The sequence below is a fragment of the Roseateles sp. GW821-FHT09H11 genome, from assembly GCF_059415845.1.
In genome coordinates, this window is sequence record NZ_JBWKOA010000003.1 from 97,337 (window position 1) to 112,187 (window position 14,851).

At 69.4% G+C, this 14,851-nt stretch carries 16 protein-coding genes; 9 read left to right on the forward strand and 7 right to left on the reverse strand.

Features of this window, described 5'->3' with window-relative positions; translation table 11 throughout:
• Position 1 precedes the first annotated feature (1 nt).
• On the forward strand, positions 2-1,555 hold the full coding sequence (gene ubiB, locus AC07PR_RS11275) for a ubiquinone biosynthesis regulatory protein kinase UbiB (RefSeq protein WP_483107586.1): 1,554 nt from the start codon (positions 2-4) through the stop codon (positions 1,553-1,555).
• Between the two features lie 142 nt (positions 1,556-1,697).
• On the opposite strand, the gene AC07PR_RS11280 is transcribed toward ubiB, so the two are convergent.
• The 3 genes from AC07PR_RS11280 to AC07PR_RS11290 form a co-directional block, all read right to left on the reverse strand.
• Positions 1,698-1,976 (reverse strand): sigma factor-like helix-turn-helix DNA-binding protein, encoded by a 279-nt coding sequence (locus AC07PR_RS11280; RefSeq protein WP_377160948.1) that lies wholly within the window; start codon positions 1,974-1,976, stop codon positions 1,698-1,700.
• A 181-nt stretch (positions 1,977-2,157) separates the two neighbouring features.
• Positions 2,158-2,358, reverse strand: coding sequence for a hypothetical protein (locus tag AC07PR_RS11285; RefSeq protein ID WP_431099868.1), 201 nt, complete (start codon positions 2,356-2,358; stop codon positions 2,158-2,160).
• 67 nt (positions 2,359-2,425) lie between these two features.
• Positions 2,426-2,626 carry a hypothetical protein gene (locus tag AC07PR_RS11290; protein ID WP_495135359.1) on the reverse strand — a complete coding sequence of 67 codons (201 nt, stop codon included), beginning with the start codon at positions 2,624-2,626 and terminating at the stop codon, positions 2,426-2,428.
• Positions 2,627-2,808: 182 nt separating this feature from the next.
• Here AC07PR_RS11290 and AC07PR_RS11295 point away from each other — a divergent pair, with 182 nt between their 5' ends.
• The 4 genes from AC07PR_RS11295 (at position 2,809) to aspS (ending at position 7,387) form a co-directional block, all read left to right on the forward strand.
• Positions 2,809-4,254 carry a high affinity choline transporter 1 gene (locus AC07PR_RS11295; protein WP_377160954.1) on the forward strand — a complete coding sequence of 482 codons (1,446 nt, stop codon included), beginning with the start codon at positions 2,809-2,811 and terminating at the stop codon, positions 4,252-4,254.
• Between the two features lie 138 nt (positions 4,255-4,392).
• Positions 4,393-4,731, forward strand: a complete 339-nt coding sequence (locus AC07PR_RS11300; protein WP_495135360.1) for an FmdB family zinc ribbon protein — start codon at positions 4,393-4,395, stop codon at positions 4,729-4,731.
• A gap of 21 nt (positions 4,732-4,752) precedes the next feature.
• The gene (locus tag AC07PR_RS11305) at positions 4,753-5,427 is read left to right on the forward strand and encodes a DUF502 domain-containing protein (RefSeq protein ID WP_377160958.1); all 675 of its coding nucleotides are present in this window, start codon (positions 4,753-4,755) and stop codon (positions 5,425-5,427) included.
• Positions 5,428-5,593: 166 nt separating this feature from the next.
• The gene (gene aspS / locus AC07PR_RS11310; RefSeq protein ID WP_377160960.1) at positions 5,594-7,387 is read left to right on the forward strand and encodes an aspartate--tRNA ligase; all 1,794 of its coding nucleotides are present in this window, start codon (positions 5,594-5,596) and stop codon (positions 7,385-7,387) included.
• Between the two features lie 95 nt (positions 7,388-7,482).
• On the opposite strand, the gene AC07PR_RS11315 is transcribed toward aspS, so the two are convergent.
• A complete protein-coding gene (locus AC07PR_RS11315) occupies positions 7,483-7,992 on the reverse strand; it encodes a hypothetical protein (protein ID WP_495135361.1) in 510 nt (169 codons plus the stop codon).
• A gap of 221 nt (positions 7,993-8,213) precedes the next feature.
• Between AC07PR_RS11315 and AC07PR_RS11320 the strand changes: the two genes are divergently transcribed.
• Positions 8,214-9,806 carry a hypothetical protein gene (locus AC07PR_RS11320; protein ID WP_377160964.1) on the forward strand — a complete coding sequence of 531 codons (1,593 nt, stop codon included), beginning with the start codon at positions 8,214-8,216 and terminating at the stop codon, positions 9,804-9,806.
• Positions 9,807-9,852: 46 nt separating this feature from the next.
• Here the strand turns inward: AC07PR_RS11320 and AC07PR_RS11325 are convergent, their stop codons facing one another.
• From AC07PR_RS11325 to AC07PR_RS11335, 3 genes are all read right to left on the reverse strand, one after another.
• Complete coding sequence (locus AC07PR_RS11325; protein WP_483107562.1) at positions 9,853-10,596, reverse strand: flagellar basal body L-ring protein FlgH; 744 nt, start codon at positions 10,594-10,596, stop codon at positions 9,853-9,855.
• A 67-nt stretch (positions 10,597-10,663) separates the two neighbouring features.
• A complete protein-coding gene (locus AC07PR_RS11330) occupies positions 10,664-11,275 on the reverse strand; it encodes a cell division protein FtsI (RefSeq protein WP_495135362.1) in 612 nt (203 codons plus the stop codon).
• A gap of 2 nt (positions 11,276-11,277) precedes the next feature.
• A complete protein-coding gene (locus AC07PR_RS11335; protein ID WP_431099856.1) occupies positions 11,278-11,691 on the reverse strand; it encodes a hypothetical protein in 414 nt (137 codons plus the stop codon).
• Between the two features lie 303 nt (positions 11,692-11,994).
• On the opposite strand from AC07PR_RS11335, the gene nudB reads away from it, so the two are divergent.
• From nudB to clsB, 3 genes are all read left to right on the forward strand, one after another.
• Positions 11,995-12,573, forward strand: a complete 579-nt coding sequence (nudB, locus tag AC07PR_RS11340; protein WP_377160972.1) for a dihydroneopterin triphosphate diphosphatase — start codon at positions 11,995-11,997, stop codon at positions 12,571-12,573.
• 119 nt (positions 12,574-12,692) lie between these two features.
• Positions 12,693-13,397: an endonuclease/exonuclease/phosphatase family protein gene (locus tag AC07PR_RS11345; protein ID WP_377161774.1), complete on the forward strand. Its 705-nt coding sequence runs from the start codon at positions 12,693-12,695 to the stop codon at positions 13,395-13,397.
• Complete coding sequence (gene clsB, locus AC07PR_RS11350) at positions 13,394-14,668, forward strand: cardiolipin synthase ClsB (protein ID WP_495135363.1); 1,275 nt, start codon at positions 13,394-13,396, stop codon at positions 14,666-14,668. The genes AC07PR_RS11345 and clsB overlap by 4 nt, the downstream gene beginning before the upstream one ends.
• Positions 14,669-14,851 lie beyond the last annotated feature (183 nt).

A 14,851-nucleotide genomic window follows, 5' to 3' on the forward strand; every position in this document is an offset into this window, starting at 1 on the left:
CATGAGGTATCTGTCCCGCCTGCTGGTCATCGTCTGGACCCTCTATCGACACGGGCTGGACGAGCTGGCGCTGTCCACGCTCAAGCGCCGGCGGTTCCGCTTCCTGCGCCGGCTGATCACGGTCGGCCGCGCCTGGGACCAGCCCCGCGGCGTGCGCCTGCGGCTGGCGCTGGAGCGGCTGGGGCCGATCTTCGTCAAGTTCGGCCAGCTGCTGTCCACGCGGCGCGACCTGGTGCCGCCGGACATGATCGAGGAACTGTCCCGGCTGCAGGACAACGTGCCGCCGTTCCCCGCCGAGCTCTCGCGCGAACTGATCGAGCGCGCCTTCGGCCGCCGCATCGAGGAGCTGTTCGCCACCTTCGACGCCGAGCCGGTGGCCAGCGCCTCGATCGCGCAGGTGCACTTCGCGACGCTGCACGACGGGCGTGAAGTCGCCGTCAAGGTGCTGCGGCCGGGCATGCTCGACATCATCGAGGACGACCTGGCGCTGATGCGCACGCTGGCGGGCTGGGTGGAGCGTTTCTCCGCCGACGGCCGGCGGCTGAAGCCGCGCGAGGTCGTCGCCGAGTTCAACACCTACCTGCACGACGAGCTGGACCTGGTGCGCGAGGCCGCCAACGCGGCCCAGCTCCGTCGCAACATGCAGGATCTGCAGCTGGTGATGGTGCCGGAGATGATCTGGGAGCTCTGCCGGAGCGAGGTCATCGTGATGGAGCGCATGCGCGGCGTGCCGATCTCGCAGCTGGAGCGGTTGCGCGAGGCGGGCGTGGACATCAGGAAGCTGGCCCGCGACGGGGTGACGATCTTCTTCACGCAGGTGTTCCGCGACGGCTTCTTCCATGCCGACATGCACCCCGGGAACATCCAGGTCAGCCTGGAGCCGCACACCTTCGGCCGTTACATCGCGTTGGACTTCGGGATCATCGGCACGCTGACCGAGGTCGACAAGGACTACCTGGCGCAGAACTTCATCGCCTTCTTCCGCCGCGACTACAAGCGCGTCGCCGAGCTGCACATCGAATCCGGCTGGGTGCCGCCCGAGACCCGCGTCGATGAACTCGAGGGCGCGGTGCGCACCGTCTGCGAGCCGCATTTCGACAAGCCGCTCAAGGACATCTCGCTGGGCCAGGTATTGATGCGCCTGTTTCAGATCTCCCGCAGATTTAACGTGGAGATTCAGCCTCAGCTGGTTTTGCTGCAAAAAACGCTGCTCAACATTGAAGGTTTGGGCAGGCAGCTCGATCCCGAACTGGACCTCTGGGCGACGGCCAAGCCGTTCCTCGAGCGCTGGATGGACGAGCAGATCGGCTGGCGCGCCTTCCTGCGCCAGTTGAAGAAGGAGGCGCCGCGCTTTGCGCAGATGGTGCCGGAGTTCCCCCGGCTGATGCACGAGGTGCTGCGCCAGCGCGCCGAGGACGGTCATGCCGACCTGACGCGTCAGCTGCTGGTGGAGCAGCGCCGCACCAATCACCTGTTGCAGGCACTGCTGTGGGGCGTGGGCGGCTTCATGCTGGCGCTCGTGCTCACCCAGCTGGCGATGCGCTGGATCGACTGAGGATCGTTCGCCGCGCCGTGGCCACGCAAACCGCCCCTCGTGGGGGCGGTGGACGGGTGGGGAAGGGGCCCCTCTTGGGGGCTTTCTGGGGAAGCGGAAGGGAAAGCCGGCTTTCGCGTCAGGTCGTGCGTCAGGTGGCGCGTCAGGTGGCGTAGTCGGCGAAGCCCTGCTTCAGGCGCGAGCGCAGCAGCGTCCGCACGCGGTTCACGCGCGAGCGCACCGTGCCGATCGGGATCGCCTGGATCTCGGCGACATCGCGGTAGGACTCCTCCTGCAGGCAGGCCAGGTCGAAGGTGCCTCGCAGGTCCGGCGACAGTCCGGACAGCGTCACGTCGACGATGCCGGCCAGTTGCCGGTAGGCGACCTGCTGGCTGACATCCATCGACGACTCGCGCGGCCGGTGCGCCGATTCCGAATCCATGGCTGTCCATGAAGGCGGCGATGCAGGCGCGCTTCTCCAGGACGTGCGCCGGGACGGGGGCCTGTTCGGCTGCGGGAGCAAGATCGATCATGGCGTTGGCGGATGAAAAGCGGCGCCGTGCGCCGCGGGAGCGGGCGGCGCCGCGCGGCGCCGCCCAGCGGGAAGATCGACGATCAGGCCGTTACCAGAAGCCGAAGCGACGGAAGCATTTCGACATGCCGGCGGCGCAGTTGCCCATGATCGAGTCGCAGAAGCTGGACGCGAAGTCCATGCCGCGGCCGAAGAAGCCGCGCTGGCCTGTCATGCCACCTTGTCGCATGCCGTCATTGACGCCCGTTTGGTAGGCGAGTTGCGTTTTCAGCTGAGTGACTTCTCCAGACATGGAAGAGTCCTTTCTTTAGTTTGAGGGTGAAGAGCGAGCGCGTCTGGCGCTCGCGGAGGCGGGAGAATTAGCGGAAGCTGACCTTGTCGACCGAACCGATCTGTGCGTTCGTCATTTCGATCTTCGTGTCCGTGATCTTTTGGCTGAAGAGGCCCAGCTGCTTGTCTCGAGCGAGTTGCTGGCCTGCCTGGCCAATGTCCTCGCTCTGGTCCTGGGTCAGTTGGTTCGAGAACAACTGCGATGAGGGGTCGAAGCCCATTCCAAACATGTGTTGATCCTTTCAAAGGCGCGCTCGGCGCTGAAACGATCAGTAGGGGCGACGAAAAGCGGAGTTCGCGGGGCGGGAGGACCCTGGCCTCCCCGATGTGAGGTTCCGGGGATAATCCGCGCGCTTTTTTGTGTGTGGACCCCCCACGCGTTTGCATCCCCGCATTCCCAAGGCCCGCTGCCATGCTCCTGACCCTGGTCATCCTCTACCTGCTTGTCACCATCGCGATCGGCCTGTGGGCCGCCAAGCGGGTGAAGAACACGGCGGACTTCGCCATTGCCGGGCGACACCTGCCCTTGGTGATGATCATCACGACGACGTTCGCGACGTGGTTCGGCTCCGAGACCGTGCTGGGCATCCCGGCCAAGTTCGTGCAGACGGGGCTGAACGGCGTCGTGGAGGATCCGTTCGGGGCCGGGTCGTGCCTGATCCTGGTGGGCCTGTTCTTCGCGGCCAAGCTCTACAGGATGACGCTGCTGACGATCAGCGACTACTACCGCGAGCGCTACGGCCGCGTGGTCGAGGTGGTCTGCAGCTTCATCATCATCCTGTCCTACCTCGGCTGGGTGGCGGCGCAAGTGACGGCGCTGGGCCTGGTGTTCAAGCTGCTGTCGGGCGGCGCGATCAGCATCCCCGTGGGCATGATGATCGGCACCGCGTCCATCCTGGCCTACACGCTGTTCGGCGGCATGTGGTCGGTGGCCGTGACCGACTTCATCCAGATGATCATCCTGGTGGTCGGCCTGTCCATCATTGCCTGGTTCGCCGCCGACATGGCCGGCGGCGCCGACAAGGTCATCACGCTGGCCAGCAGCCAGGACATGTTCCGCTTCCTGCCCGAGCCGAGCTTCCACGACATCGTGTTCTTCCTCGGCGCGGCCGTGACGATGATGCTGGGCTCGATCCCGCAGCAGGACGTGTTCCAGCGCGTGATGTCGGCCAAGGACATCAAGGCCGCGACGCGCGGTCCGGTCATCGGCGGCATCTGCTACATCCTGTTCGCCTTCGTGCCGATGTTCATCGTCGTCAGCGCGCTGATCATCATGCCGGAGGCCGCCAAGCAGCTGATCGCCGAGGACCCGCAGCAGGTCATCCCGCGCCTGGTGATGGACCGCATGCCCTTCATCATGCAGGTGATCTTCTTCGGCGCGCTGCTGTCGGCGCTGAAGTCGACCGCCTCGGCCACGCTGCTGGCGCCGTCGGTGACCTTCGTCGAGAACATCTGGCGCCAGTTCTTCCCGCGCGTCTCGGACAAGCAGGAACTGCGCACGATGCGCATCGCGGTGCTGCTGTTCTCGGTCTGCGTCTGCGGCTACGCGATCGCGCTGCAGGGCACCTCCATCTACGAGATGGTCTCCAGCGCCTACCAGGTCACCCTGGTCGGCGCCTTCGTCCCGCTGGTCTTCGGCCTGTACTGGCAGCGCGCGACGACGCAGGGCGCCATCTTCGCGATCGTGCTGGGCGTGATCACCTGGCTGCTGTTCCTCGTGACGCCCGCGGGCGAGCAGTTCCCGGCGCAGCTGGCGGGCCTGCTGGCGGGCATCGTCGGCATGCTGGTCGGGTCGCTGGGGCCGCAGGCGATCCGGGATTCCCACGGATCGCACCACCGCCTGGCCGGCGGGGCCTGAGCCCGGCGAGCGGGCAGCCAGAGGGCAGCCAGAGGGCAGCCAGAGGGCAGCCAGAGGGCAGCATGAGTCCGGCATGAGTCGGGCGTCAGCGGCGCCCTCTATATAATTTCGGGTTTTTGACCCGGTAGTCCCCACAACATGCCGATCTACGCTTACCGCTGCGGCGCCTGCGGCCACGCCAAAGACGTGCTGCAGAAGCTGTCCGACGCCCCGCTGACCGTCTGCCCCGCCTGTGGCGCGGAGAGCTTTTCGAAGCAGGTGACCGCCGCCGGTTTCCAGTTGAAGGGATCCGGCTGGTACGCGACCGACTTCCGGGGCGGCTCGACCGCGGCCGCGGCAACGTCCGCCGCCGCGCCGGCCGCCGGTGCCGAAGGCGCGTCGACGTCGGGCGGTGCTCCCGCCGCCGCGTCCGAGTCGTCCTCCGGCTCGGCGACGTCGTCGGGCACGGCCTGCGGCGGCTCCTGCGCCTGCCACTGAGATCGAGGCCCGGACCCAGGCATGCGCAAGTACATCATCACCGGCCTGCTGGTCTGGCTCCCGCTCGCGATCACCGTCTGGGTGCTCCTCTGGGTGCTCGGCATGATCGACGGCGTCTTCATGTGGCTGCTGTCGGCCGTCGGCGCGGTGCTGCCGCTGGCCGCCCAGGAATCGCTCAAGCAGCTGCACGACATCCCCGGCCTGGGGGTGGTCGTCATGGTCGCGCTGCTGATGCTGACCGGCATGTTCGTCGCGAACATCTTCGGCCAGTGGTGGCTGCGCCAGTGGGACCGGCTGCTCTACAAGATCCCCATCGTCAAGAGCATCTACAGCTCGGTCAAGCAGGTCTCGGACACGCTGTTCTCGTCCAGCGGCAACGCCTTCCGCGAGGCGGTGCTGGTGCCGTATCCGCACCAGGGCTCCTGGACCATCGCCTTCGTCACCGGCACGCCGCGCGGCGAGGTCGCCCAGCAGCTGGGCACGCTCAGCGGCGCCGAGGCCGACGAGCACGTGGCGCTGTACGTGCCCACGACGCCCAACCCGACCTCGGGCTTCTTCCTGATGATGCCCCGGGCGCAGTTGCGGCCTTTGGCGATGAGCGTGGACGAAGCGCTCAAATACATCATCTCGATGGGCGTCGTCGCTCCTCAAGGGGATCCCGCGATCGTCCTGCCGAGCGAAGCCACCCGAAATTGACCGGGCTGAGCGCCCCGGCAAGCGCTCAGTCCTGAGGGTCCGCAGGACCCCGCCAGCGCCCCTTTGAATCGCTGGCCGCGCCCGTCGTCGAGCCCCGTGCCGACAACGTCTTGAAGGCGCGCCGCCAGCCCCGCCCCGAACACTGAAGAATTTCCGGAGAACCCCCATGCGTACCTGCTATGCCGGCCAAGTCAGCGAGAAGCTGCTGGACCAGACCGTGACCCTGATGGGCTGGGCCCATCGCAGCCGCGACCACGGCGGCGTCATCTTCATCGAACTGCGCGACCGCGAAGGCCTCGTGCAGGTCGTCTGCGACCCCGACCGCCCCGAGATGTTCAAGGTGGCCGAAAGCGTGCGCAGCGAGTTCTGCATCAAGGTCGTCGGCAAGGTGCGCGCGCGCCCGGCCGACAAGCAGAACGCCAACGTCGCCAGCGGCAAGGTCGAAGTCCTGTGCCATGAGCTGGAAGTGCTGAACCCGTCGGTGACGCCGGCCTTCCCGCTGGACGACGAGAACATCTCCGAGACCACGCGCCTGACGCACCGCGTGCTGGACCTGCGCCGCCCGTACATGCAGAACAACCTGATGCTGCGCTACCGCGTGGCGATGGAAGCGCGCAAGTTCCTGGACGAGCACGGCTTCGTCGACATCGAGACGCCGATGCTCACGAAGAGCACCCCGGAAGGCGCGCGCGACTACCTGGTCCCGTCGCGTGTCCATGACGGCATGTTCTTCGCGCTGCCGCAGTCGCCGCAGCTGTTCAAGCAGCTGCTGATGGTGGCGGGCTTCGACCGCTACTACCAGATCACGAAGTGCTTCCGCGACGAGGACCTGCGCGCCGACCGCCAGCCCGAGTTCACGCAGATCGACATCGAGACCTCGTTCCTGGGCGAGGAAGAGATCCGCGCGATGTTCGAGGGCATGATCCGCCACGTCTTCCGCAAGGCGCTGAACGTCGAGCTGGGCGACTACCCGGTGATGAAGTACGCCGAGGCGATGCACCGCTTCGGCTCCGACAAGCCGGACCTGCGCGTCAAGCTCGAGTTCACCGAGCTGACCGACGTGATGGGCGACGTCGACTTCAAGGTCTTCTCCGGTCCGGCCACGACGCCCGGCGGTCGCGTGGTCGCGCTGCGCGTGCCCGGCGGCGCGCAGATGAGCCGCGGCGAGATCGACAGCTACACCGAGTTCGTCAAGATCTACGGCGCCAAGGGCCTGGCCTGGATCAAGGTCAACGAGACGGCCAAGGGCCGCGAGGGCCTGCAGTCGCCGATCGTGAAGAACCTGCACGACAAGGCGGTCGCGGACATCCTGTCGCGCACCGGCGCGCAGGACGGCGACCTGATCTTCTTCGGCGCGGACAAGGCCAAGGTCGTCAACGACGCGATCGGCGGGCTGCGCCTGAAGATCGGTCACAGCGAGTTCGGCAAGACCAGCGGCCTGTTCGAGGACAAGTGGGCGCCGCTGTGGGTCGTCGACTTCCCGATGTTCGAGGAAGACGAGGAGAACAAGCGCTGGGCCGCCGTGCACCACCCGTTCACCGCGCCGAAGGACGGCCACGAGGACCTGATGGTCACGGACCCGGGCAAGTGCGTGGCCAAGGCCTATGACATGGTGCTCAACGGCTGGGAGCTGGGCGGCGGTTCGGTGCGGATCCACAAGGCCGACGTGCAGGCCAAGGTCTTCGAGGCGCTCAACATCAGCCCCGAGGAACAGCGCGTGAAGTTCGGCTTCCTGCTGGACGCGCTGCAGTACGGCGCGCCGCCGCACGGTGGCCTGGCCTTCGGCCTGGACCGCCTGGTGACGCTGATGACCAAGGCCGAGTCGATCCGCGACGTGATCGCGTTCCCGAAGACGCAGCGCGCGCAGTGCCTGCTGACCGGCGCGCCGTCCTTCGTCGACGAGAAGCAGCTGCGCGAGCTGCACATCCGCCTGCGCAACCCGGGCGCCGCGACGGCCTGACGATCGCCCACCGGTGGCGCTGAAGGCGCCGCCGCACGAAGCACAACGCCCCGAGGCTCAAGCCGTCGGGGCGTTGTCTTTTCAATCCGGACCCATCAATCGAGCTTGAGCCTGTATCCGTATCGGAACGATTCGACGCTGGTGGGTGTGTCGGCGCCGCGGCCCTGCAGACTGCGTTCGCGCGAAGGGCCGTAGTTGATGCCGGGAGCGCCGGTCTGTTGATCGCCGACGAGTCGCGTGTCGCGGTGGCGCAGGACGGTCCGGGTTTCCACCGTCGTGTTGCCCGACGAGGACGTCACGGTGCGATGCTCGAGGACATCGCCGTCGACGCCGCGCTCACGGCTCGTGACCTCGGTGCCGGCGAACGTCGAGCGCGTCGGTCCACGGGTCAGGAGGCGCGTGACGAGGGGCGGTCGATGCAGGCTCGACGCGGGGCCGGCCAGCTTGTTGTGCTGGGCGGCGGACGCGACCGGATGCGCCGGGATCGGCGGCGTCTCCGCTTTCGCCGGCAGGACGATGACCAGGCCGAAGATCGCGGCGGTGATCACCGTGGACAGCACGATGGCGCAGGCGGCGCGGGTGGGCTGGAGAGGCGGTGTTGTCATGTGCATGGGGATGTCGAACAGAGATGGCGATCCTCCTGTTTTGACGTGATCCCCTTCAATGGCACGAGTGAGTGAGAGTGGGTCCTCTACCGACTTGAATGAGTGTGCTCAACCCGGTTATCAGTCGGAATCGTTGAAAGAGCGCCCCGGGCGGCGTGATCCATCGGGGCGTTTATGCTCCGGTCGTTCCCCGCAGCGGGGCGGCATTGAACGGGACGGACATGGCGACGGGCGAGCGAGGCGAACGCGGGAGCAAGGGCAGGGACGGGCGCACGCGGCAGGCGGGCGCACGACGCGGCACCGGTGCGGGGGGACGCCTGCCCTTGACGCCGCAGGCGCGCTGGGAACGGCTGGTGATGCGTCGCCCCGGCCTGGCCCTGCCGCGGCTGCAGCGCCTGATCGCGCGCGAGGGCGAGCCGCCGTTCCAGGCCCTGCTCGGCGCCTTCTTCATCCTTGAGCGCTGGGGCCGCGGACCGGAACTTCAGGCCGAACTGGAACGCGCCATCGCCCGCGCGTTGCAGCACCGGCTGCTGGAGGAGGCGGCGGAGCTCAGCGAGGCGCTGGGCCGCATGCACTACCAGCGCGGCGACTACGTCCAGGCCTGCAACGCCTGGAGCCAGACGCTGGAGCTGGCCGACGACGAGACCCGCTGGGCCTGCCTGGCCCGGATCGGCCTGGCGCACCTGTGTTTCGCGCTCGGCGACTGGGCGCGCGGCGGCCGGGTGCTGGATCAGGCCGAGCTGCACTATCCGCAGCTGGGCGACGACCCCTACATGCGCTCCAAGATCGCGCTGAACCGCGCCGTCTCGCTGCGCGCGACGCAGGGCCCGCAGGCCGCGCTGCCGCGCCTGGACGAGGCCCGCGCCGACGCGCGCGCCGTCGGCCACCGCGACTACGAGGCCGAGGCGATGTGGCACCACGCGCGCTGCGCGCGCGACAGCGGCGCGGTGGAGCACGCCCTGACCCTGGCGGCGGAGGCGGAAGATCTTTCGCGGCGCTGCCGCTACCGCTGGTTGCAGGCGCAGACGCTGCTGCTGATCAGCGAGCTGCGACGCGGGACCGAGGCCGTGCCGCCCGCGCAGCAGGCGCTCGCGCTGGGCGAGGAGATCCAGTCGAGGTCCTTGCAGGCGGCGGCGCACGGGCGGCTGGGACAGCTGATGGCGGAGCAGGAGCAGCTCGGGCCGAGCTGGTATCACCAGCAGCAGCGGCAGCGCCTGGAGGCGACGCTCGGGCAGACGGAACTGCCGGCGCGGCTGGAACAGCTCGCGCGCTTCGACACGGATCCGCACGGTGCGGAAGGATTGCTGCTGACGCTGGGACGTTCCGGCGCGGCGGTGGCGACGACCGCGGACGTCGAATCGCAATGGGGCCAGGCGCGGCCGCGGCTGTTGGAAGCCCTGGCGCTGACGGGCCTGGATCTGCGCTGGACCGCGGGGGGCTCCGCCTCGCTCGTGGGCGCCGCGGCGCGCGCGGGCCGCTCGTCGCAGACGCTGTCGCTGAGGAACGCGGCCGGCGCGGTGGTCGGGGAACTGGTGCTGGAACGGGCGGAAGGCGCCGTCTGGTCGCGCGCCGACCGCAGCCGGGCCGAGCGGCTCGCCGGCTGGCTGCAGCGCCTGATCGCCCAACTGCCCGCGCCGCAGGCGCCGGGCGGCACGTCCGACGCCGCCGACCCGGGGGCGCAGGCGCGGACGCTGGTGGCGGTGCTGGAGCGGCTCGCCAGCAGCCCCGGCGATGCCGCGGACGCCGACGCGGGACGTGCCGGTCTGACGGAAGCGCTCGAGCTCGCGCGGCGGCTCGCCGCGCGGCTCGCCTGAGCCGACGTCCTGGCGTGCCTGGCGGAACGCGCTTCGCGGGACGCGGTCACCAGATGGCGAGGCTCGACGTCAGCACGCGTTGAAGCCAGCTGCGGCGGGCCGCGTCTGATACCTCGCCCTTGCCGGCGATCTCCATGCGCGCATTGACGACGTCCGCGGACTGGACCTGGTTGCCCGTGCGGATGTCCTGCGGATTGACGACGCCCGAAAAGCGCAGCGTCTGCAGCCCGCCGTTCATCGCGATGCTGCGCTCGCCGGCCACGACGAGGTGGCCGTTGGGCAGCACGTTGATCACGGACACGGCCATCTGTCCGCTCAGGCTGCCGCTGGCCTCGGTATCGCCGGAGCCCTTGTACGAATCGCTGCCCGACGCGGTGGCGTCGGCCTTGAGCAGACGATCGACGATGCCGACGTTGCTGGAGCCGCCCGGTCCCTTGACCGCGAGCTTGTTGTCGCGGCTGGTGTCGGTCTTGCTCTTCTGCGTGGCGCTGAGCGACTCGCTGATGGCGACCTTCAGCGAATCGCCGACCTGGCGCGCGCGGCGCTCGGTGGTGAAGAGCGAGGCCGCGGCCATGCCGGGCTGGTAGATCGCGCCGTTGTTGACGCGCTCGACATAGGCGCCGTCCGGCACCGGCATCACCTGCACCGGACCCTGGACCAGCGCGTCGTGCGAGGCGCAGGCGCTCAGGACCGCGGCGCCCAGCAGCGCCAACAGCCGCGGCAACAGCAATGACGCCAGCAGTGATGGCAGGAGCATGCCGCGTCGCGCGGCCGTGGAGACGTTGACCATGATTCCCTCGTCGATGCGATCGTTGTTCTGGATGTCGGGCGCGCGGTCCTGAAGGCCGGCGCCGCGCTCAACCTTCGAAACCGGTCAGCAGCGCCCGCACCACCGGTGCGAGCTTGTTGCGCGTGCTGGCCCACTTGCCCATGCCCAGCGCCGCGTCGTCGCTGCGGTAGCTGCTGGCGGCCATCAGGCGGCCGCCGGCGTCGTGCAGGCTCAGCGTGGCCTGCGCGAGGTAGGGCCGGATCTGGTCCGACAGCGGCGGCCTGTCCCACTGCTGCAGGCCCTGGTAGTGCACCCAGGCGGGGCAGGCCTCGTCGCCGGGCCGCACGCCGGCTTCGAAGACGCGGGCCTGGACCTCGTGCTCGCGCAGTTCGGCGATCAGCGCCGGGACGAATTCGGGCAGCGCGAGCGAGCGGTTGTATTCGATGCAGACGCGCTCCGGCAGCGCCGCGTCGTGGAACACCGTCTGCGTCGCCCGCGTCGGCCCCTGGCCGATCGCCATCGTCGCCATGCCGGCCGTCGCCTTGGCCAGCTCGACGGTGGGCATCGGGCTCAGCAGCGAGCAGCCGGCCAGCGGCATCGCGGTGCCGATCACGAGCGCGGTCGTGAAGACGCCGGCGAGCGCGCGGGCACTGGCGCGGGCCCGGGCAACGGCGCGGGCCACGGCGACGGCGGCGCGCATGGTCAGAGGATCTCGTCGATCAGCGCCTTGCCCGCGACGGCGCCCGCGGCGAGGTAGCCGCCGACGGTGCTGCCGAACTCGCCGGCTTCCTTCATGACCGTGCTGGTGCCGCTGGCGACGGCATCCTTCACGTCGCCGGCCAGCTCCTTCACCTCGGACAGGCCGGTCGAGATCGCGTGGCCCACGTCCTTGGCGCCGTCCTCGAGCGCCTGCAGGCCTTCCTCGCTCCAATGCACGACGGTGCTGACGGCGTTCTCGCCGCCCTGATAGGCGGCCTGCGCCAGGCCGATCGCGCCGGCGGCGACGGTGCCGTACTCGCGGGCGTTGATCTCGAAGCTGCCGCTCGGGCGGTTCACGAGTTGACGGGAGGCGACCAGCGGAGCGCCGGTGCCGGTCGTGGTGGGGACGGTGGACATGACTTCTCCTGGGTGGTGGTGACGATGGAAGCCATTCTTCCGGGGGCCGGCACGGCGGATGCCCTCATGAACAGCGGCGTCCGACGGCTCTACAAACTTTCTATATTTCCTGCCGCACATCTGCCGACGCCGTTGTTCGCCGACTGTGAACAAGCGTTGCCCGCGCACGCGGCCCGCGTGTCAGGCACCGCGATGCGCCCGTTCGTGTCGGCTGTTTGTCGCGCGTGTGGGAGTCCATGTCGGCGGCGTGCCAGGCCCGGCACACGCCGGCCGCGCCATGACCCTGGGATATGCTTGCCTGCTATGAGCGACGTGCCTCTCGCCCCTGCCGCCACCCCGCTCCCGGCCGCCGCCGAAACGGTCACCGCCGAAACGGCCGACGCCGAACCGGCCGCGCGCGCCTACAAGATCCCCGAGTCCGTGCTGGTCGTGATCCACACCGACGCGTTGGACGTGCTGATGCTGGAACGGGCCGACCGGCCCGGCTTCTGGCAGTGCGTGACCGGGTCGAAGGACACGCCCGACGAGCCCTTGAGCGAGACCGCCCGGCGCGAGGTGCTGGAGGAAACCGGCATCCGCGTGCAAGACCTGGCCCCGGCGGCGCTCGTCGACTGGCAGGTGGCCAACGTCTACGACATCTACCCGGTCTGGCGCCACCGCTACGCGCCGGGCGTGACGCGCAACACCGAACACGTCTTCGGCCTGACGGTGCCGTCGGGCACGGCGGTGACGCTGGCGCCGCGCGAGCACCTCGATTTCCGCTGGCTGCCGTGGCGCGAGGCGGCGGACCTGTGCTTCTCGCCGTCCAACGCGGAAGCCATCCTCCAACTGCCCGCCCACATCGCGTCGATCCGGGCGCGCCACGAAAAGGCCGCGCCATGATCCGCCGAACGCCGCGTCACGCGGCCCTGACCAATTCGGCGACCACGGACACCTCGCCCGCCGACAGCGTCGGCCGCCTGCGCGTCGCGACCTACAACATCCACAAGGGCGTGCGCGGGATGGGCCCGGGCAAGCGGCTGGAGATCCACAACCTCGGCATGGGCGTGCAGGCGCTGGACGCGGACCTGGTGTTCCTGCAGGAGGTCCGGCTGTTCCATCACCGCGAGGCGCGCCAGTTCGACCGCAGCTGGTTCGGCTGGCCGGAGCAGGGGCAGGCGGAGTTCCTCGCGCCGGAAGGCTACGAGGTGGCCTACCGCACCAACGCGGTCACGCGCCACGGCGAGCACGGCAACGCGCTGCTGTCGCGTTATCCGCTGGGAGACATCGGCCATCACGACGTGTCGGACCACCGCTTCGAGCAGCGCGGCCTGCTGCACGTGCCGGTGCATTGGCAGGGCACCGAGGTGCACGCGGTGGTGGCGCACCTGGGCCTGATCCATGGCAGCCGCGTGCGCCAGATACAGAAGCTGGCGGCCTTCATCGAGGACCACGTGCCGCACGGCGCGCCGCTGGTGGTGGCCGGCGACTTCAACGACTGGGGCGAGCGGCTGGATGAGCCCATGCGCGCGACCGGCCTGGGCCGGGCGATGCTGCCCGGCGCGAAGCGCTCGCTGCCGACCTTCCCGTCGCGGGTGCCGGTGTTCTCGCTGGACCGGATCTACATGCGCGGCCTGCGCTGCGTCGACATGAAGGTCCCGCGCGGTCCGGCGTGGGCGCGCATGTCCGACCACCTGCCGCTGCTCGCCGAGCTCGTGCTGACTTGAAGCGGCCGCAGGAACCCCTCTTCCCCTGGACCCTCGGGTCCCAGCCCAGCTTCACCGGCGGGAACGCGGTGCGGCTGCTGTGCGGCGGCGATGCGCTGTTCCCGGCGCAGATCGAGGCGATCGATCGGGCCGAGCAGGAGGTCTGGCTCGCGACCTACATCTTCCACGACGACGAGGCCGGTGCCGCGACCGTGGCGGCGCTGAAGCGCGCCGCGTTACGCGGCGTGCGGGTGAGGGTGGTGGTGGACGGCTTCGGCTCGAAGGGCAGCCTGGGCTGGCTGCGGGGGGAAGTCGACGGCACGCCGGTGGCGCTGGCGGTGTTCCGTCCGATCGACCGGTGGTGGAACTGGCTGCATCCCGGTCAATTGCGGCGGCTGCACCAGAAGCTGTGCGTGGTCGATGGACGCGTGGGGTTCGTCGGCGGCATCAACGTGATCGACGACCGCGTCGACCTCCATCACGGCCGCACGGAGACGCCGCGGCTGGACTTCGCCGTCAGCGTCGGCGGGCCCGCGGTGCGGGCCATCGAGCAGGCGGCGCGTGCCGTGTGGACGCGCGCGTGGCTGGGCCACGACTTCGGCGACGAGATGCGGGCGATGATCCGCAGCGCCTCGCCGGCGCGGCGCGCGAAGCGCCTGATGCGGCGCATCCGGATGCCGCGCGGGGAACACCGCCGGCGCGACCCCACCCGCCTGCCGCCGGTGCGCGCGGCCTTCGTGCTGCGCGACAACCTGCGCCAGCGCCGCACCATCGAGCGCGCCTACGTCGACGCGATCCGCGCCGCGACCGTGCGCGTGGACCTGATCACGCCGTACTTCTATCCGGGGCAGCGCTTCCGTCGCGCCCTGAAGGACGCGGCGCAGCGCGGGGTCCAGGTGCGGCTGCTGCTCCAGGGCAAGGTCGACTACCGGATCGCCGCGCTGGCCGCGCATGCGCTCTATGACGAGCTGCTCGGGCACGGCGTCCAGATCTACGAGTACACGCCGGCCTTCCTGCACGCCAAGATCTGCGTCGTCGACAACGACTGGGCCACCATCGGCAGCTCCAACATCGATCCGCTGTCGTTGCTGCTCAACCTCGAAGCCAACGTCGTCGTGCGCGACGCCGCCTTCGCGGGCGATGTCGCGCGGGAGTTCGACGCGGCGGTGGCGAAGTCCCACCGCGTCGAGCCGACCGCCGGGCGCGGGCTGCGGGGCTTCCTCGGCCGCGCGCTCGTCGCGTGGGTCGCCTACGTCTACCTGCGGGTGGCGGGGGCGACCGGGCGCTACTGACGCGGGTCTGACTCCCTCTCCCGCTTGCGGGAGAGGGCAGGGGTGAGGGCCAGCAGCCTCACGCACGAACCAAAAGCGCTATTGACTGCGGGTCGCCAAGCGCGGGCTCTCCACGCATCAGGGGGCATCCCTCCGGGAACCCCCAGAAGCATTCCGGCCCCACTCGCAGTCGCTGACTTCAGC